This is a genomic window from Arthrobacter sp. B3I4 (assembly GCF_030816855.1).
Taxonomy (GTDB): domain Bacteria; phylum Actinomycetota; class Actinomycetes; order Actinomycetales; family Micrococcaceae; genus Arthrobacter.
On sequence record NZ_JAUSYK010000001.1, the window covers coordinates 2,251,395 to 2,268,468 of the forward strand.

A 17,074-nucleotide genomic window follows, 5' to 3' on the forward strand; every position below is an offset into this window, starting at 1 on the left:
CTCCGGTCCTAGACGTCAGCCGCGCGGGCGCGCAGGGCGCGGGCAACGCCGTCGCGGTTTTCCAGCATCATCCGGCGCAGCGCGGCGCTGTCTTCCGGTAGCGCCGCCAGGAACTCGTCGGTGCGGTCCACGGTCGCCTGCGTGGTCAGCTGCGCCGGGTAAAGCCCGACGACGATCTGCTGCGCGAGCGCGTGGGTTCGGTTCTTCACGATGCCCGGAACGGCGTCGAAGTACTTCTCCGCGTACGGCTCCAACAGCGAGGTGTCCAGTACCCGGGTGAAGCCGGCGACCGCCGAGCCCTGCAGTGCGTTGGACAGTTCGCCCTTGACCACAATCGATTCCCAGGCAGCTGCCTTGGCCTCGGCGGTGGGGATCGCGGCCTTGGCCAGTGCCGCGGCGTTCTGGCCGGTGGCGGTGTTGTCGTGGGCCAGCTCGGCGTCGATCTCCGGTTGCCCGGCGCGGCCACCGACCACCAGGGAGGTAAGCAGCTCCCAGCGCAGGTCCTGGTCCACGGTCAGGCCCTTAAGTTCCACAGTGCCCTCCAGCAGGCCGGTGACGGTGTCCAGCTGGGCGCTGCTGCGGGCGAGCAGGGCGTAGGACTTGACGAACTGCAGCTGCGCGTCGGAGCCGGCCGGGACCCGGGACGCGAGCTCCCAGAGCCGGTCGGCCGCGGCGGTCGCGGTGGCTTCCTTGTGCTCGGCGGCGACGTAGAAGTTCAGCGTCGTCGCGAGCTGGCGGAGCTGGACAAGGATGACGGACGAGTCGGATTCCTCGGCGATGTTGGCCAGGATCAGCTCCACATAGCCGCGGGCCGGGGTTTCGCCGTCACGTGCGGCGTCCCAGGCCGAGCCCCAGACGAGCGTCCGCGGCAGGCTCCGGCTGAAGTCCTTGAGGTGCGCCGTGGCGGTGGCCAGCGACTTCGGATCAAGCCGGACCTTGGCGTAGGCCAGGTCGTCGTCGTTGAGCAGGATCAGGTCCGGCTGCGCGAGCCCGGCCAGCGCCGGAACCGGGGTGCGTTCGCCGTCGACGTCGAGCTCCTCGCGGTGCACACGCTCGAGCTTTCCGGCGTCGTCCAGGTTGTAGAACCCGACGGCGAGCCGGTGCGGGCGGATGGTCGGCTGCGCGTCAGGGGCTGACTGCAGGATGGCGAAGGAGGAGATGGTGCCGTCCTCACCGACGGTCAGTTCGGGCTTGAGCGTGTTGACGCCGGCGGTTTCCAGCCAGAGCCGTCCCCAGTGGTCCAGGTCCCGGCCGCTGGCCTTTTCCAGTTCGATCATCAGGTCGCTGAGCTCGGTGTTCTGCCAGGAGTGCTTGCGGAAGTATTCGCGGACGCCGGCCATGAACTCCTCCGGCCCCACCCAGGCCACCAGCTGCCGGAGCACGGAGGCGCCCTTGGCGTAGGTGATGCCGTCGAAGTTCACCTCGACGTCCTGCAGGTCGTTGATCTCGGCGAAAATCGGGTGCGTGGTGGGCAGCTGATCCTGGCGGTAGGCCCAGGACTTCTCCACCGACGCGAAGGTGGTCCAGGCGGCGTCGAACTTGGTGTTCTCGACGGCGGCGAGGTGGGACATGTACTCCGCGAAAGATTCGTTGAGCCAAAGGTCGTTCCACCAGCGCATCGTCACCAGGTCGCCGAACCACATGTGCGCCAGCTCGTGCAGCACGGTGATGGCGCGCCGTTCCACCTGGGCGTCGGTGACCTTGCTGCGGAAGACGTAGCCTTCCAGGATGGTGACGGCGCCGGCGTTTTCCATGGCGCCGGCGTTGAACTCCGGGACGAAGAGCTGGTCGTACTTCTCGAACGGGTACGGGCAGCCGAACTGGGCCTCGAAGAACTCAAAGCCCTGGCGGGTGAGTTCGAAGATGTTCTCCGCGTCCAGGTACTGCATCAACGACTTGCGGGCGAACACCCCCAGCGGGGTGACTTTTCCGTCGGCAGACGTCACTTCGCTGCGGACGGACTGGTACGGACCGGCGATGAGCGCCGTGACGTAGGAGGAAAGCCGGGGCGTGGGGGCAAATTCCCAGACCGAACGTGCAGTGCCGTCTTCGCCGGGAATGGTTTCGACCGGTGCCGGGGTGGGGGAGTTGGAGATGATGTCCCAGTGCGAGGGTGCGGTGACGGTGAAGGTGAAGCTGGCTTTGAGGTCGGGCTGTTCGAAGACGGCGAACATGCGCCGGGAATCCGGGACCTCGAACTGGGTGTACAGGTAGACCTCGTTGTCCACCGGGTCCACGAAGCGGTGCAGTCCCTCGCCGGTGTTCATGTAGGGGGCGTCGGCGACGACCAGCAGCTCGTTCTCGACGGCAAGGTCCGGCAGCTGGATCCGGATGCCGTCGGAAACTTCCGCCGGGTCCAGTTCGCGGCCGTTGAGCGTGACGCTGTGCACCGTGTGGGTCACGGCGTCTATGAAAGTCGAGGACCCCGGCTTGGCGCTGAAGCTGACGGCGGTGGTGGAGCCGAAGACCTTATCGCCGCGGGTCAGGTCGAGGCTGACTTCATAGGAGTCCACGGCGATGAGGGCGGCGCGCTCGCGGGCCTCGGCGCGGGTGAGGTTCATACCGGGCAAGGGGTGCCTCCAGGAGTGGTGGGAACGGGAGAATCCATACGTGAAATCATTCTTTCACGCCCCGGGTGGTTGGCAAGTCAGCCGGTCCCGCCCGAAGCCTCCCGGCAGCTTGCGCAGGGGTAGCGTTGTGGCATGGGAAAGTTTCGGGAATCCGTTGATGTCAGGGCCCTGCGCTTCGCCGTGGGCTTCCCCCTTGCCCTGGCTGCGGCTTTCGTGGTCTGCGCGCTTCTGATCCGCTCGAACCTGCCCGAGCCGCTGGCCGTCCGCTGGTCCGGTGCGGGCGCTGTTGATTTCGCCCCCTTCGGAGCGGTGGTGGGGGTCGGTGCGGCCATGATCGTGCTGATCGGCTGGGCTGTGCTGTTGCAGGCAGCGCCGCTGTCCCGCCCGGCGCTCCTGCGCCGGTTCATGATGGGTATGGGGCTTACGGTGAGTCTCTTCGTCACCGCCGTGCTGGCCGCGGTGCTGGTCGGCCAGCTGGGCCTGGCCAACGCGAGGGAAGCCAAAGTGGACGTGACCATCCTGGCCATGGGCAGCGGTGCGGCGCTGGGCCTCGGCGTCGTGATGGGTTTCGTCTTCAAAGCGGACGAACGGTGGTCCGCCGACGACGAACGGGCCGTGCAGGCGGCGCTGGAACGGGAACTCGACCCCGACCTGGCCAAGGACTCCATGAGCCTCTGGGTCCACGCCCGCAGTTCCGTCTTCGTGATGCTGGCGATCGCCACGCTGTTTCCGGCGGCCCTGCTGAGCATCGCGGTTCCCTGGCTGTCAGCTCTTTTGGTGGCTGCCGCGGTGTTGGCGGCGCTGTTCCTCTTCGCCCGGATCCGGGTAGACCGCAGCGGGCTGCGGGTCTTCGCCGCCGGGTTCGTGCGGGTCCTGGACGTGCCCGCCGGCGCGATCTCGGCGGCCACCCCGAAACAGATCAAGGCCGCCGACTTCGGCGGCTGGGGCTACCGCAGCCACGGCGGCACGACGGCGATGCTCGTCGCCAGCGGGCCCGCCGTCGTCGTGGACCGCTCCGACGGCCGCCGCGTGGCAGTCAGCGGCGGCAGCGTGACGGCCGCGGACAACGTGGCGCAGGTGCTCTCCCGGGTGGCGGCCCGGGCCCGCCGCAACGGTGGGACCCCGGTCAGCTGAGCGGGCCGGCGGGACGCGGGCAGGTGTGCGAACCGGCGGGACGCCGCTCCGACAGCCCGAGTAGGCTTGGAGTAACCCTGAACAGCCGCGCCGGAAGTTCTCCGGCGCCCACAGAACGGACCGTCCCCATGGCCTCTGCCCCCGACTTCCCGCGCGTCCACATCGCCACCGACCACGCCGGCATGGAACTCAGCGCCCACCTCGTGGGGCACCTGGGCGCCAAGGGCTACGAGGTAGTCGACCACGGCCCGAAGGTCTATGACGCACAGGATGACTACCCCTCCTTCTGCATCAACGCCGCCCGCGCCGTCGTGGCTGACCTGGCAGCCGGCACCCCGGCCCTCGGCATCGTCCTGGGCGGCTCCGGCAACGGTGAACAGATCGCTGCGAACAAGGTCAAAGGCGTCCGGGCCGCCCTGGCCTGGAACCTCTCCACGGCCAAGCTGGCCCGCGAGCACAACGACGCCAATGTCGTCGCTGTCGGCGGCCGCCAGCACAGCGTTGACGAGGCCACGGAGATCATTGAGGCCTTCCTGAGCGAACCCTTCAGCAACGACGAGCGCCACGTCCGCCGGATCGGCAAGATCGCCGCCTACGAGGCCACCGGCGAGGTTGTCGAGTAGTGCCGGAAGGGCATTCCGTCCACCGGCTGGCCCGGCAGTTCGCGGACGTCTTCGTGGGGGAGCGGCTGGCCGTGTCCAGCCCGCAGGGGCGCTTCGTGCAGGGCGCGGCGCTGCTTGACGGCCACGTCCTCAGCGGGTCCGAGGCGCACGGCAAGCACCTGTTCCTCCGCTTCGAGCACGGCCTGGTGCTGCATGTGCACCTGGGCCTCTACGGCGCCTGGGACTTCGGCGGGGACGCCGGTTTCCGTGGCGCCTCCAGCATCGGCGCGCCCCGCAGAATAGGGGAGCGCGAGGTCTACGACGACGGCGGGGACAGCGAGCACCCGGGGGACGGGGAGTACGCCGGGCCGCCGGCTCCGGTGGGCGCCGTCCGGGTGCGCCTGGCGAGCAGCCGCGGCTGGGCCGACCTCCGCGGGGCCACCACCTGCGAGGCGCTCACCGATGCCGAGGCCGCTGCCGTGACCGCCCGGCTGGGTCCCGATCCGCTGCGGAACCAGCCCGGCGACCGGGACAGCTTTCTCGCGGCCCTGGCGAAGAAGCGCACCCCGCTGGCCACCCTGCTGATGGACCAAAAGGTGATTGCCGGCGTCGGGAACGTCTACCGGGCCGAACTGCTGTTCCGGCAACGGCTGGACCCCTGGCTGCCCGGAACGGCACTGCCGCCTGAAGCGGCCGCGCTGCTCTGGGACGACACGGTTGCCCTGATGTCCGACGGCGTGCGCGACGGCCGGATCATCACCACCCCGGCGCGCTACTGGGCGGACACCGCAGGCGGGCTGCCCGAGCCGGAGGACGCGCACTTCGTGTACCGGCGGCAGGGCCAGGCATGCCGGGACTGCGGAACGGCCGTGGCTCTGACGGAGCACGGTGCCCGGAAACTTTACTGGTGCCCGGCCTGCCAGCAAGGCTGAGCCGGCCGGGAACGAAAAAAGGCCCCCGGTGAGGGGCCCTGCTTCCTGATATTCGGAGGGGACGACGGGAATCGAACCCGCGTAATCAGTTTGGAAGACTGAGGCTTTACCATTAAGCTACGTCCCCGGGAACTTACTGGAACTCCAGCAAACTTCCGGGCGGCTGTTGAAGCCGGATATAACTAAACCCAATGCAGAGCCCCGGTGTCAAATGTGCAAATGGCCACATGATGACCGTAGACTGTTCTGTGCACTTACGGGGTGTAGCTCAGCTTGGCTAGAGCGCCTGCTTTGGGAGCAGGAAGTCGCAGGTTCAAATCCTGTCACCCCGACTCTGCAGCAGCTGCCACAGCTGTGGCATTGCAGAACCCCATCCCCCAAAACCAGGAGTACTTAGACTGTGAAGAGCGCTGTCGAGAACCTCACCCCCACGCGGGTCAAGCTCAATGTTGAGGTCCCCTTTGAGGAATTGAAGCCCAGCATCGCAGAGGCATACAAGACTGTTGCTTCGCAGATCCAGGTCCCCGGCTTCCGCAAGGGCAAGGTCCCTTCCAAGCTCATCGACCAGCGCGTCGGCCGCGGGTACGTCCTGGAGACGGCCATCAACGAAGGCCTCAACGGCTGGTACCAGGCCGCCGTGCAGGAAACCGGCATCCGCCCGCTGAGCCGCCCCGAGGTTGAAATCACCGAGGTCCCGGACCCGTCCGCCACCGACGGTGAGCTCAAGTTCCACGCCGAGGTCGACATCCGCCCGGAGATCGAACTCCCGGACTACGCCGGCATCAAGGTCGAGGTCGCCGCTGCCGAGTCCTCCGACGCCGACGTCGACAAGGCCCTCGACGAACTCCGCGGCCGCTTCGGCACGCTGAAGTCTGTTGACCGCCCGGCCGCCGATAACGACTTCCTGACGATCGACATCACCGCCACGATCGACGGCGCCGAGGTCGACTCCGCATCCGGCCTGTCCTACCAGGTCGGCGCCGGCACCATGCTCGAGGGCCTGGACGAGGCCGTCACCGGGCTCAGCGCCGATGAAGACGCCATCTCCGACACCACTCTCGTTGGCGGTGACCACGCCGGCGAGTCCGCTCAGGTGAAGGTTGTCGTCAAGGCCGTCAAGGAACGCGAGCTCCCCGAGGCGGACGACGACTTCGCCCAGCTGGCGTCCGAGTTTGACACCCTGGCCGAGCTCCGCGAGGACCTCGCCAAGCAGGCCGCCGACTCCAAGACCGTCGAGCAGGGCGTCGAGGCCCGCGACAAGGTGCTGGACAAGCTCGTCGAGCTCGTCGAGGTCCCGGTCCCGGAATCCGTCGTCGAAGAGCAGCTTGAGCAGCACTTCAGCGCCGAGAACTCCCACGGTGAAGGCGACCACGACACCGAGGAGCACCGCGCCGAGGTCAAGGCCAACACCGAGCGGGCCTTCCAGAACGAAATCATCCTTGACGCCATCGCGGAAAAGGAAGAAGTCAACGTCACTCAGAACGAGTTGATCGACTACATCGTCACCACCGCCAGCCAGTACGGCATGGACCCGAACCAGTTCGCCCAGATCATCGATCAGAGCGGCCAGGTTCCGATGATGGTTTCCGAGGTGCGCCGCCGTAAGGCACTCGCCGTCGTCCTCGGCCAGGCCGAGGTCACCGACTCCGAGGGCAACAAGGTTGACCTGAGCGACTTCGTCCGCCCCGGCGGCGAAGAGGCTTCCTTCGAGGATGCGTCCTTCGAGGAAGCAGACGTCGAGGGCGAAGCAGCCGAAGAAACCGCCGTCGAAGAGCCGAAGAGCGATGACCCCGCGGCAGTGAAGTTCTAGGCCGCACAGTCCCCGCAGTTCCCGCCCGCACCCCCGGATCACCGATCCGGGGGTGCCGCATTTAAGGCCGGTTTTTAAGCCGTGGACGAAGCCTCCGGGGCAAACGTGCGCCGTCAGCGAACAGCCCGGGGGCTGAGCACAAAGCGGCCGCGAAAACCGTTAGTGTCCATGTAGGAAAGTTCAGTGGCGCCGTTCAGTGGCGTCACCGTCGCCAGCGAGAGGTTATACACATGTCACAGCAAGCAGGGGAACCCCGGATGGCTACCGTCGATCCGGCAGCCCAGGACAACTACATCTACAACCGCCTGCTGAAAGAGCGCATTATCTGGCTCGGCTCCGAGGTCCGCGACGAGAACGCCAACGCGATCTGCTCGCAGCTGCTGCTGCTCTCGGCCGAGAACCCCGAGAAGGACATCTACCTGTACATCAACTCGCCCGGCGGCTCCGTCACCGCCGGTATGGCCATCTACGACACGATGCAGTTCATCCCGAACGACGTCGTCACCGTGGCAACCGGCCTGGCTGCGTCGATGGGGCAGTTCCTGCTCTCGTCCGGCACCAAGGGCAAGCGCTACGCCACCCCGAACGCCCGCATCCTGATGCACCAGCCCTCCGGCGGAATCGGCGGCACCGCCTCCGACATCAAGATCCAGGCCGAGCTCATCCTGCACATGAAGAAGGTCATGGCCGAACTGACGGCCGCGCAGACCGGCCAGACCGTGGAGACCATCCTCAAGGACAACGACCGCGACAAGTGGTTCACGGCGCCCGAAGCCCTCGAATACGGCTTCTTCGACAAGATCGCGGCACACGCCGGGTCCGTGGCTGGCGGCGGCGGAACCAACGCCGAGACCGAAAACTAACCGGCACGCAGACAGAACCGACTTCAGGAGCAAAGAACATGAACTACAACTTCGGATCGACTGCCGGTAACCTGCCGACCAGCCGCTACGTGCTGCCCCAGTTTGAAGAGCGCACCCCCTACGGCTTCAAGCGCCAGGACCCGTACACCAAGCTGTTTGAGGACCGCATCATCTTCCTGGGCGTCCAGGTCGATGACGCCTCGGCCGACGACGTGATGGCGCAGCTGCTGGTCCTCGAGTCCACTGACCCGGACCGGGACATCACGCTGTACATCAACTCACCGGGCGGCTCCTTCACCGCAATGACGGCGATCTACGACACCATGCAGTACATCCGCCCGGAGATCCAGACGGTCTGCCTCGGCCAGGCAGCCAGCGCCGCCGCGGTGCTGCTGGCCGCCGGTACCCCGGGCAAGCGCCTGGCCCTGCCGAACGCCCGCGTGCTGATCCACCAGCCGGCGCTTTCCGGCGGCCAGGGCGGGCAGGCCTCCGACTTGGAGATCCAGGCCGCCGAAGTCATGCGGATGCGCTCCTGGCTCGAGGACACGCTGGCTCAGCACTCCGGCCGCACCTCCGAGCAGGTCAACAACGACATCGAACGCGACAAGATCCTCACCGCCGCCGAGGCGATGAGCTACGGCCTGATCGACCAGGTGCTTGACTCGCGCAAGATCAAGCCGCAGGCCATCAGCCGGTAACAACAGGCAGTTCAACACCAGGACGCCGGTGCAGCTCAGCAGAATCGGGCCGCACCGGCGTCTTCTTTCCACCCATCAGGCCGAAAGTGACCTAGAGTGGAACATGTCACGGCGGGTGTCCCGAGAGGAACGTCCGTGATTCCAGTAACGGGTGCAATGCTGCACAGGAGCACGACCCACCCGGCAGCAAGATACAAAGGGGTTTCCATATGGCTCGGATTGGCGAGAGCACCGATCTGCTGAAGTGTTCTTTCTGCGGAAAGAGCCAGAAGCAGGTACGCAAGCTCATTGCCGGGCCCGGCGTCTACATCTGCGACGAATGTATAGAGCTCTGCAACGAGATCATTGAAGAAGAGCTCGCAGAAGTAGCTGACCTCGGCAGCTTTGAACTGCCCAAGCCCCGCGAGATTTTCGACTTCCTGCAGGAATACGTGATCGGCCAGGAGCCCGCCAAGCGGTCCCTCGCCGTCGCCGTCTACAACCACTACAAGCGGATCCAGGCCGGCCATGCCCCCAAGAGCGGCACGCTGGCCGACGCCGGCCACCACGACGACGTCGAGATCGCCAAGTCCAATATCCTGCTGATCGGCCCCACCGGCTGCGGCAAGACCTACCTGGCCCAGACCCTCGCCCGCCGCCTCAACGTCCCGTTCGCGGTCGCCGACGCCACCGCCCTCACCGAGGCCGGCTACGTGGGTGAGGACGTTGAGAACATCCTGCTAAAGCTGATTCAGGCGGCGGATTACGACGTCAAGAAGGCCGAGCAGGGAATCATCTACATCGATGAGATCGACAAGATCTCACGGAAGAGCGAGAACCCCTCGATCACCCGGGACGTTTCCGGCGAGGGCGTCCAGCAGGCGCTCCTGAAAATCCTGGAGGGGACCGTCGCCTCGGTCCCGCCGCAGGGCGGCCGCAAGCACCCGCACCAGGAATTCATCCAGATCGACACCACCAACGTGCTCTTTATCGTGGCCGGCGCTTTCGCGGGCCTAGAGGAGATCATCGGGTCCCGCTCCGGCCGCAAGGGCATCGGCTTCGGTGCCCCGCTGAACGAAGTCAAGAACAACTCGGACTCCTACGGCGAGGTCATGCCGGAAGACCTGCTGAAGTTCGGTCTGATCCCTGAATTTATCGGCCGGCTGCCCGTTATCACGACAGTCTCCAACCTGGACCGGGCAGCGCTGATCCAGATCCTGTCGACGCCGAAGAATGCCCTCGTCAAGCAGTACCAGAAGATGTTCCAGCTCGACGGCGTCGAACTCGTCTTCGAGGACGAGGCGCTGGATGTGATCGCTGACCAGGCCCTCGAACGCGGCACCGGTGCCCGTGGGCTCCGGGCCATCATGGAGGAAGTCCTGCTGCCGGTCATGTTCGACCTGCCGAGCCGCGACGACGTTGCCAGCGTGGTCATCACAGAGGACGTGGTGGCCAACAAGGCAGCACCCACCTTGGTTCCGCACGACGTGAAACGGCGAAAGTCCGCCTGATTCCGGCCCGCGCCCGGAATATATCTTCCCGGGGGCGCGCTGTGCCTAATGACGCGCCGTCCCGTCACAGCCACAGCTGCTGGCGGAGTGCCGGTGCACACTCGCCGCCCACGTCCTAAGGAGAACCCCTGTGCCTGAAAACATGACGAACAAAGCAGACTTCTGGTTTGACCCGATGTGCCCCTTCGCCTGGGTCACCTCGCGCTGGATCTCGGAAGTGGAAGACGTCCGGGACATCAAGACCGAATGGCACGTGATGAGCCTGGCCGTCCTCAACGAAGGCCGCGACGAACTGCCCGCCGACTACAAGGAGTTCCTGACCAAGGCCTGGGCGCCGGTACGCGTGATTGTCGCCGCCGCCCACAAGCACGGCGATGAGTACATCAAGCCGCTCTACGACGCCATGGGCACCCTGATCCACAACGAGGGCAACAAGGACATCGCCGAGGTCATCACCAAATCGCTGGCCGAGGTCGGCCTGCCCGTCGAGCTCGCAGCCGCCGGCCAGAGCGATGAGTTTGACGCCCAGCTGCGGTCCAGCCACGAAACCGGCATCTCCCTGGTCGGCCAGGACGTCGGGACGCCGGTGGTCGCGTTCAACGGAACCGCCTTCTTCGGACCGGTGCTTACCCGGATTCCGCGCGGCGAGGACGCCGGGAAGCTTTGGGACGCCACCGTGGCGCTGGCATCCTTCCCGTACTTCTTCGAGCTCAAGCGCAGCCGCACCGAAAGCCCCGTTTTCGACTAGGCGCGCTGCCACGGCAGGACGCGCCAGGGCCCCGGATGAACTACTCCCTTGTAGTTCGTCCGGGGCCCTTGTGCATGTGTGATGCCGGGAGAACAATAGAACTTACCCACTTCGAAAGAAGCGGGACGCGGGAACCAAAGATTCAGTGACACTCATCCGACGCAGCCTTCGGCAAAGTCAGATGATGGCTACCAGTGACGAGGTAGGAAGACCTGAAAGTCCAAGGATCCCGCCAGACTGCCTTAGACGTCACGTGGCAATCGAAAGTCGAAGCCCCACCAACCGCGAAAAGCTGATGGGGCTTCCCCTTTGCCCGAAATCCGTCCGCCCGAGGACGTTCGGCTGAAAACCGTCCGCCCGAGGACGCCTGCCCGAAACTCTTCCCGCCCACGGTAGCGGCAGGGTCAAAATGGCTTCAGAGTAGACCCATGAGTACCGAGCCCATCGCCGACTACGCGTTGCTCTCTGACTGCTGGTCCGCGGCGCTGGTGAGCGCCGCGGGGTCGGTGGACTGGCTGTGCTTCCCGCGGTTCGACAGCCCCTCGGTCTTCGGGCGGCTGCTGGGCCAGGACGCCGGACACTGGTCGATCCGGCCGGCGGGACGTTACTCGACCACTCGGCGCTACCTGGGCCCCTCGATGGTCCTGGAGTCCCTGCACACCACCGGCCAGGGCAGTCTCACTGTCACGGACGCCCTGGTCCTTGGCCCCGGGCGGCGCGGCCATGACCTCGGCCAGGCCTCACCCGGAACCCTGCTGCGCAGGCTCGCCTGCACCGCGGGGTCGGTTAAGGTCCGGTTTGGCTTTGCCCCGCGGCCGGACTACGGACTGCTCCGGCCAGAGCTGCTCAACGTCGACGGCGGTCTTCTGGTCAAAACGGGAACAGAGGAACTCACCCTGTCCGCGCCGGTGCCGTTCGCACTCGACGGCGGCACGGCCAGCGCCGTCGTTCAGCTCCAGGCAGGGGACGTCATGAGTTTCGCCCTGCACCGCCAGCGCGGCCCGGGGGAGGAGCCGGTCTTCTGGGGCCAGCAGGAAATGGCAGACCGGCTCGCTGACACCCTGGAAGGCTGGACCAGCTGGTCCGGCATCCACCAGAACTACCGAGGACCCTGGCAGGAACTGGTGGCTGCCAGCGGGCGGGTGCTACAGGCGCTCAGCTATTACCCGACCGGCGCGATCGTCGCCGCCCCGACCACCTCGCTGCCGGAGGTGGCCGGCGGGACGCGCAACTGGGACTACCGCTACACCTGGGTACGGGATGCCAGTATGACACTGCAGGCGCTGTGGGTGTCCGCGTGCCCGGACGAGGCCGGTAACTTCTTCCAGTTCCTGGCGACGGCTGCCGCCCGGCAGCTCGCGGGCGGCGAGGAACTGCAGATCATGTACGGCATCGGCGGCGAGCGGAACCTGCCCGAGCGGGTGCTCAGCCATCTGCCCGGCTGGCGGTCCAGCGCCCCGGTGCGGGTGGGTAACGGCGCCTGGGACCAGCGGCAGCTCGATGTGTACGGCGAACTGCTTGACGCGGCCGCGACCATGCCGGAGTTCCTCGCGGACCTGCCGCCGGACACCCTGCGCTTCCTTGCCGACACAGCCGACGCCGCCGTCGCCCGCTGGCGAAACCCCGACCAGGGCATCTGGGAGGTCCGCGGTGCGCCCCGGCACTATCTGTATTCAAAGCTGATGTGCTGGGTGGCGGTGGACCGGGCCATCATCCTCGCGGACGTGCTGCAGACCCCCGACCGGGTGCCGCGCTGGAAGCAGACCCGGGATGACATCACCGAGTCGATTTGCAGCCACGGCTGGAACGAGGCCGTGCGGGCGTACACCCAGGCCTACGGCTCCGAGCAGCTCGACGCCTCGGCGCTCATGCTCGGGATCGTCGGATTCCTGCCCGGGACAGACCCCGGCTTCCTCGCCACGATGGACGCCATCGAGCAGCGGCTCACCGACGGGCGCGGCCTGGTCTACCGCTATCACGGCGACGACGGGCTGCCGGGGGAGGAAGGTGCGTTCCTGCTCTGCACCTTCTGGCTCGCACAGGCCCTGGCCCTGGCCGGACTGACGGAACGGGCCCGGGCCGTCTTCGAACGCGCCGCCGGGTTCGCCACTGGCCTTGGCCTGATGGCCGAGGAAGTGGCACCGGACAGCCGGGAGCTGTTGGGCAACTTCCCGCAGGCCTTCAGCCACATCGGACTGGTCAATGCAGCCTGGGCGATCAGCGAAGCCGAACGCCGCATCCGGGAGGAGAGCCCGGGGACCGGGCTCCACGGAGGGGAACAACCGCCGCACTGACGCGGTTGGTCCAAAGGCAAGCAATTTCCGGCCCAAGACCAACCGCAAGCATTGGAGCGCCATGCCTATCACCGCCCACCTGGACCTGAACCTCAAAGCCGAAGCCGTTCCCACCGCACCGGACGTACTCCGCGGGATCCTCACCGACACGCGCGCCTTCGACGGCTGCCTCGGCGTCGATGTGCTGGTCGACCAGAGCAACCCCGCGCACGTGCTGGTGGTGGAGAAGTGGCAGTCTCTGGAACACGACGGCGCCTACCGCGCCTGGCGCGCCACCGACGAGGGGGCGAGCGGACTCGGAGACCTGCTGGCCGCAGCGCCGGTCCTGACGCACTTCGAGACGTCCGCCGAGATCTAACCTCACCGGTCAGACGAAAGGAGGGCCTTCCGCCCGGCCGAAGCCGGACCGGAAGGCCCTCCTTTCGTTTTACCTTCAAACGGTCCGTCGAAGCGTTACGCCTGCGGATCCTCGGCCGGAGCCAGGACGACGTCGCTCACGGTCAGTTCGCTGTCACCGGCCACCAGTGCCAGCTCGCGGGCGTTCGCGGCGGCCTTGAGGTCGCCCAGCCCGGCCTTGAGCTGGGTGGTCAGCGACTCCGATGCGGTGATGGTCGCCGAGAGCACCTCGGTGCGCTGTTTGACCTTCGCCTCGGACTTGGCCTTGCGGATCCCGCCAAGCGCTGCGCCGACCGTGGCGAGCAGGGTGGTGTCGCCGTCGATCTCCACGGCGGCCGGCCACTGCGCGCGGTGCACCGAACCGGTCCGCCACCAGCCCCAGACTTCCTCCGTCGCGAACGGCAGGAACGGGGCGAAGAGCCGCAGCAGCGTGTCCAGGCTGGTGGCGAGGGCCGCCAGCACGGACGCCTGCTGCTCCTCTCCGGCGGCACCGTACGCGCGGTCCTTGATCAGCTCCACGTAATCGTCGGTGAAGTGCCAGAAGAAGCTTTCGGTGATCTGCAGCGCCCGGGCGTAGTCGTAATTCTCAAACGCCTTGGTGGCCTGCTGGACGACGTCGGAGAGCTGGGCAAGCACGGCGCGGTCCAAGGGATTGGTCAGCACTGAGAGGTCACCGGAGACCACCGAGTCTTCGGTGGCACCCAGGTTCAGCACGAACTTGGACGCGTTGAGCAGCTTGATCGCCAGGCGCCGGCCGATCTTCATCTGCGCGATCTCGTAGGCGGTGTCCGCGCCGAGCTTGGCCGAGGCGGCCCAGTAGCGGACCGCGTCCGAGCCGTACTCGTTGAGCACGTCCGTGGGGACGATGACGTTGCCCTTGGACTTGGACATCTTCTTGCGGTCCGGGTCCAGGATCCAGCCGGAAATCGCCGCGTGCTTCCACGGGGCCACGTCCTGCAGGGCGTCGGCGCGGACGGCGGTGGAGAACAGCCAGGTCCGGATGATGTCGTGGGCCTGCGGGCGGACGTCAAACGGGAAGACCTTGGCGAACAGCGCCTCGTCGGTGCTCCAGCCGCCGACGATCTGCGGGGTCAGCGAGGAAGTCGCCCAGGTATCCAGCACATCGGCGTCACCGGTGAAACCACCCGGGGCGTCCCGCTGGGCTTCCTCGTAACCGGGAGCCGCGTCCGCTGCCGGGTCCACCGGAAGCTGGCCGTCGGCGGGCAGGATGGGCGCGTCGTAATCCGGGTTGCCGTCGGCGTCGAGCGGGTACCAGACCGGCACGGGCACACCAAAGAACCGCTGGCGGGAGACCAGCCAGTCACCGTTCAGGCCGGTGATCCAGTTCTCGTAGCGCGAGCGCATGAACGACGGGTGGAAGTCGATCTCCTTGCCGCGCCCGATCAGCCGTTCGCGGCGGTCCTCGTCGCGGCCGCCGTTGCGGATGTACCACTGGCGCGACGTGACAACTTCGAGGGGCTTGTCGCCCTTTTCGAAGAAGTTGACCGGGTGCATGATCTTCTTCGGTTCGCCGTCGAGCAGGTTTTCCGCTGCCAGCAGTTCCACCACGCCTTCCTTGGCGCTGAAGACGGTCTTGCCGGCGATCTTCTCGAAGGCCGCCCGGCCCTCGGCGCTGGTGATCCAGTCCGGGGTGTCGCCGATGATGCGGCCGTCGCGGCCCACGATGGCGCGCGTGGGCAGCTGCAGTTCACGCCACCAGGTGACGTCGGTGAGGTCACCGAAGGTGCAGACCATGGCGATGCCGGAGCCCTTGTCCGCCTTGGCCAGCGGGTGCGCCCGGACCTCCACCTCGACGCCGAACAGCGGGGAGGTGACCTTCTTGCCGAAGAGCGGCTGGTACCGCTCGTCGTCGGGGTTCGCCACCAGGGCAGCGCAGGCGGCGAGCAGTTCGGGGCGGGTGGTCTCGATGAAAATCTTTTCGCCGTCTTCGGTGAAGAACGGGTAGCGGTAGTAGGCGCCGGCGACCTCGCGGTCCTCCAGCTCGGCCTGCGCCACCGCGGTGCGGAAGGTGACATCCCACAGCGTGGGGGCCTCGGCCATATAGGCGTCGCCGGCCGCAAGGTTGGCCAGGAACGCGCGCTGCGAGATGGCCCGGGACTTATCGTCGATGGTTCGGTAGGTGAGGTCCCAGTCGACGGACAGGCCGAGGGTCTGGAACAGGTTCTCGAAGACCTTTTCGTCCTCGACGGCGAGCTCCTCGCACAGTTCAATGAAGTTGCGGCGCGAGATGACGTCAAAGTCGCGCTGGTTCTTCGCAGGCTCCGCCGGGGGGCGGTAGCCGGCGTCGTAGGGGATGGCCGGATCGCAGCGCACGCCGTAGTAGTTCTGCACCCGCCGCTCGGTGGGCAGCCCGTTGTCGTCCCAGCCCATCGGGTAAAAGACGTTCTTGCCGGTCATCCGCTGGTAGCGGGCCAGGACGTCGGTCTGGGTGTAGGAGAACATGTGTCCCACGTGCAGCGACCCCGACGCCGTCGGCGGGGGAGTGTCGATCGAGTAGACCTGCTCGCGCGTGGTGTCCGGGTTGAACTTGTAGGTCCCCTCGTCAAGCCAGCGCCGGGTGAGGGCGGTTTCCAGCCCCTCCAGCGCGGGCTTGTCTGGAACGTTGATGGGGGCAGTGGTGGGCGTGTCTGTACCCTGAGTGTCTTCAGCCATGGGCCAATTCTTCCACGGCGGGCGGGCACCATGGCACAGGGGTGATGCTCCCATAGGCGCTGGGCGGGTCCATTAGGGTGGTGCCATGACTGAGGGAATCGACCACAACGCAAAAGCAGCAGACAAAGCGGCGCTCGTCACCGGCGCCAGCACCGGGATCGGCGAGGCCACGGTGCGCGCGCTCCGGCAGGAAGGCTGGACCGTTTTCGCCGTCGCCCGCCGGGCCGAGCGGCTCGAGGCGCTCGCTGCCGGGACCGGCGCCGTCGCCCTTCCGGCCGACGTGACCGACGACGCCGACATTGCCCGGCTTCTGGACGAGGTGACCCGCGCCGGCGGCATCGACACCCTGATCAACGTCGCCGGCGGCGCCCGTGGCGCGGACAAGGTCGCCGACGCGAAGACCGAGGACTGGGAATGGATGTATGAGGTCAACGTGCTGGGCACCATGAAGCTCACCCGTGCGTTCTTGCCCATGCTGCGCGCCTGCGGGGAAGGCACCGTCCTGAACCTGACGTCGACGGCGGGGCTGTCCGCCTACGAAGGCGGCGGCGGCTATAACGCCGCGAAGTTCGCCCAGCACGCCCTCACCGAGGCGCTCCGGCTGGAAGAAGCCGAGCACAACCTCCGCGTGGTCGAGGTCGCCCCTGGCATGGTCCAGACCGAGGAGTTCTCACTGAACCGGCTGGGCGACCAGGGCGCTGCCGAGAAGGTCTACGCCGGGGTGGACAAGCCCCTCACCGCCGGCGACGTCGCCGACGTCGTCCGCTACGCCGTAACCGCCCCGCACCACGTCAACCTGGACCAGATCGTGATCCGTCCGGTGGCGCAGGCGTCCAACTTCAAGGTGATCCGCAAGTCCTGACC

General features: G+C 66.8%; 13 protein-coding genes, 2 tRNA genes and 1 pseudogene. 13 read left to right on the forward strand and 3 right to left on the reverse strand.

The annotated features are described in order from the left end of the window. Positions 1-8 precede the first annotated feature (8 nt). A complete protein-coding gene (gene pepN, locus QFZ61_RS10775) occupies positions 9-2,561 on the reverse strand; it encodes an aminopeptidase N (protein WP_307038120.1) in 2,553 nt (850 codons plus the stop codon). A gap of 141 nt (positions 2,562-2,702) precedes the next feature. Here pepN and QFZ61_RS10780 point away from each other — a divergent pair, with 141 nt between their 5' ends. The 3 genes from QFZ61_RS10780 to QFZ61_RS10790 all read left to right on the forward strand — a co-directional run bounded on the left by QFZ61_RS10780 (position 2,703) and on the right by QFZ61_RS10790 (position 5,238). Continuing rightward, positions 2,703-3,704 carry a hypothetical protein gene (locus tag QFZ61_RS10780; RefSeq protein ID WP_307035890.1) on the forward strand — a complete coding sequence of 334 codons (1,002 nt, stop codon included), beginning with the start codon at positions 2,703-2,705 and terminating at the stop codon, positions 3,702-3,704. A 128-nt stretch (positions 3,705-3,832) separates the two neighbouring features. After that, on the forward strand, positions 3,833-4,327 hold the full coding sequence (locus QFZ61_RS10785) for a ribose-5-phosphate isomerase (protein WP_307035892.1): 495 nt from the start codon (positions 3,833-3,835) through the stop codon (positions 4,325-4,327). After that, positions 4,327-5,238 carry an Fpg/Nei family DNA glycosylase gene (locus tag QFZ61_RS10790; RefSeq protein ID WP_307035894.1) on the forward strand — a complete coding sequence of 304 codons (912 nt, stop codon included), beginning with the start codon at positions 4,327-4,329 and terminating at the stop codon, positions 5,236-5,238. Before QFZ61_RS10785 ends, QFZ61_RS10790 begins: the two co-directional genes overlap by 1 nt. A 56-nt stretch (positions 5,239-5,294) precedes the next feature. Here QFZ61_RS10790 and QFZ61_RS10795 read toward each other — a convergent pair. Beyond that, positions 5,295-5,365 (reverse strand) — tRNA-Gly (locus QFZ61_RS10795). A gap of 130 nt (positions 5,366-5,495) precedes the next feature. Between QFZ61_RS10795 and QFZ61_RS10800 the strand changes: the two genes are divergently transcribed. The 9 genes and pseudogenes from QFZ61_RS10800 to QFZ61_RS10840 all read left to right on the forward strand — a co-directional run bounded on the left by QFZ61_RS10800 (position 5,496) and on the right by QFZ61_RS10840 (position 13,499). After that, a tRNA-Pro gene (locus tag QFZ61_RS10800) sits at positions 5,496-5,570 on the forward strand. A 68-nt stretch (positions 5,571-5,638) separates the two neighbouring features. Then, positions 5,639-7,048, forward strand: coding sequence for a trigger factor (gene tig, locus QFZ61_RS10805; RefSeq protein WP_307035896.1), 1,410 nt, complete (start codon positions 5,639-5,641; stop codon positions 7,046-7,048). A gap of 257 nt (positions 7,049-7,305) precedes the next feature. Beyond that, positions 7,306-7,911: an ATP-dependent Clp protease proteolytic subunit gene (locus tag QFZ61_RS10810; RefSeq protein ID WP_307038121.1), complete on the forward strand. Its 606-nt coding sequence runs from the start codon at positions 7,306-7,308 to the stop codon at positions 7,909-7,911. A gap of 38 nt (positions 7,912-7,949) precedes the next feature. Next, positions 7,950-8,609, forward strand: coding sequence for an ATP-dependent Clp protease proteolytic subunit (locus QFZ61_RS10815; RefSeq protein WP_307035898.1), 660 nt, complete (start codon positions 7,950-7,952; stop codon positions 8,607-8,609). 209 nt (positions 8,610-8,818) lie between these two features. Next, on the forward strand, positions 8,819-10,099 hold the full coding sequence (gene clpX, locus QFZ61_RS10820; RefSeq protein WP_307035899.1) for an ATP-dependent Clp protease ATP-binding subunit ClpX: 1,281 nt from the start codon (positions 8,819-8,821) through the stop codon (positions 10,097-10,099). A gap of 142 nt (positions 10,100-10,241) precedes the next feature. Continuing rightward, positions 10,242-10,847 carry a DsbA family protein gene (locus QFZ61_RS10825; protein WP_307038123.1) on the forward strand — a complete coding sequence of 202 codons (606 nt, stop codon included), beginning with the start codon at positions 10,242-10,244 and terminating at the stop codon, positions 10,845-10,847. A 422-nt stretch (positions 10,848-11,269) separates the two neighbouring features. Next, positions 11,270-11,806 (forward strand): annotated as a pseudogene (locus tag QFZ61_RS10830) (trehalase-like domain-containing protein); the annotation flags it as partial. Between the two features lie 12 nt (positions 11,807-11,818). Next, positions 11,819-13,141, forward strand: coding sequence for a glycoside hydrolase family 15 protein (locus QFZ61_RS10835; RefSeq protein WP_373427198.1), 1,323 nt, complete (start codon positions 11,819-11,821; stop codon positions 13,139-13,141). Between the two features lie 61 nt (positions 13,142-13,202). Further along, positions 13,203-13,499, forward strand: coding sequence for a putative quinol monooxygenase (locus tag QFZ61_RS10840; RefSeq protein WP_307035902.1), 297 nt, complete (start codon positions 13,203-13,205; stop codon positions 13,497-13,499). Positions 13,500-13,594: 95 nt separating this feature from the next. Here QFZ61_RS10840 and valS read toward each other — a convergent pair whose 3' ends face one another. Continuing rightward, positions 13,595-16,210 carry a valine--tRNA ligase gene (gene valS, locus QFZ61_RS10845; RefSeq protein ID WP_307035904.1) on the reverse strand — a complete coding sequence of 872 codons (2,616 nt, stop codon included), beginning with the start codon at positions 16,208-16,210 and terminating at the stop codon, positions 13,595-13,597. 85 nt (positions 16,211-16,295) lie between these two features. On the opposite strand from valS, the gene QFZ61_RS10850 reads away from it, so the two are divergent. After that, positions 16,296-17,072 carry an SDR family oxidoreductase gene (locus tag QFZ61_RS10850; RefSeq protein ID WP_307035906.1) on the forward strand — a complete coding sequence of 259 codons (777 nt, stop codon included), beginning with the start codon at positions 16,296-16,298 and terminating at the stop codon, positions 17,070-17,072. Positions 17,073-17,074: the final 2 nt, after the last annotated feature.

Coding starts and splice junctions, on each gene's coding strand:
- pepN (WP_307038120.1), bottom strand. CDS start 2,561: ATGAACCTCACCCGCGCCGAGGCCCGCGAGCGCGCCGCCCTCATCGCC.
- clpX (WP_307035899.1), top strand. CDS start 8,819: ATGGCTCGGATTGGCGAGAGCACCGATCTGCTGAAGTGTTCTTTCTGC.
- QFZ61_RS10825 (WP_307038123.1), top strand. CDS start 10,242: ATGACGAACAAAGCAGACTTCTGGTTTGACCCGATGTGCCCCTTCGCC.
- QFZ61_RS10785 (WP_307035892.1), top strand. CDS start 3,833: ATGGCCTCTGCCCCCGACTTCCCGCGCGTCCACATCGCCACCGACCAC.
- QFZ61_RS10840 (WP_307035902.1), top strand. CDS start 13,203: ATGCCTATCACCGCCCACCTGGACCTGAACCTCAAAGCCGAAGCCGTT.
- valS (WP_307035904.1), bottom strand. CDS start 16,210: ATGGCTGAAGACACTCAGGGTACAGACACGCCCACCACTGCCCCCATC.
- QFZ61_RS10850 (WP_307035906.1), top strand. CDS start 16,296: ATGACTGAGGGAATCGACCACAACGCAAAAGCAGCAGACAAAGCGGCG.
- QFZ61_RS10810 (WP_307038121.1), top strand. CDS start 7,306: ATGGCTACCGTCGATCCGGCAGCCCAGGACAACTACATCTACAACCGC.
- QFZ61_RS10780 (WP_307035890.1), top strand. CDS start 2,703: ATGGGAAAGTTTCGGGAATCCGTTGATGTCAGGGCCCTGCGCTTCGCC.
- QFZ61_RS10835 (WP_373427198.1), top strand. CDS start 11,819: ATGAGTTTCGCCCTGCACCGCCAGCGCGGCCCGGGGGAGGAGCCGGTC.
- QFZ61_RS10815 (WP_307035898.1), top strand. CDS start 7,950: ATGAACTACAACTTCGGATCGACTGCCGGTAACCTGCCGACCAGCCGC.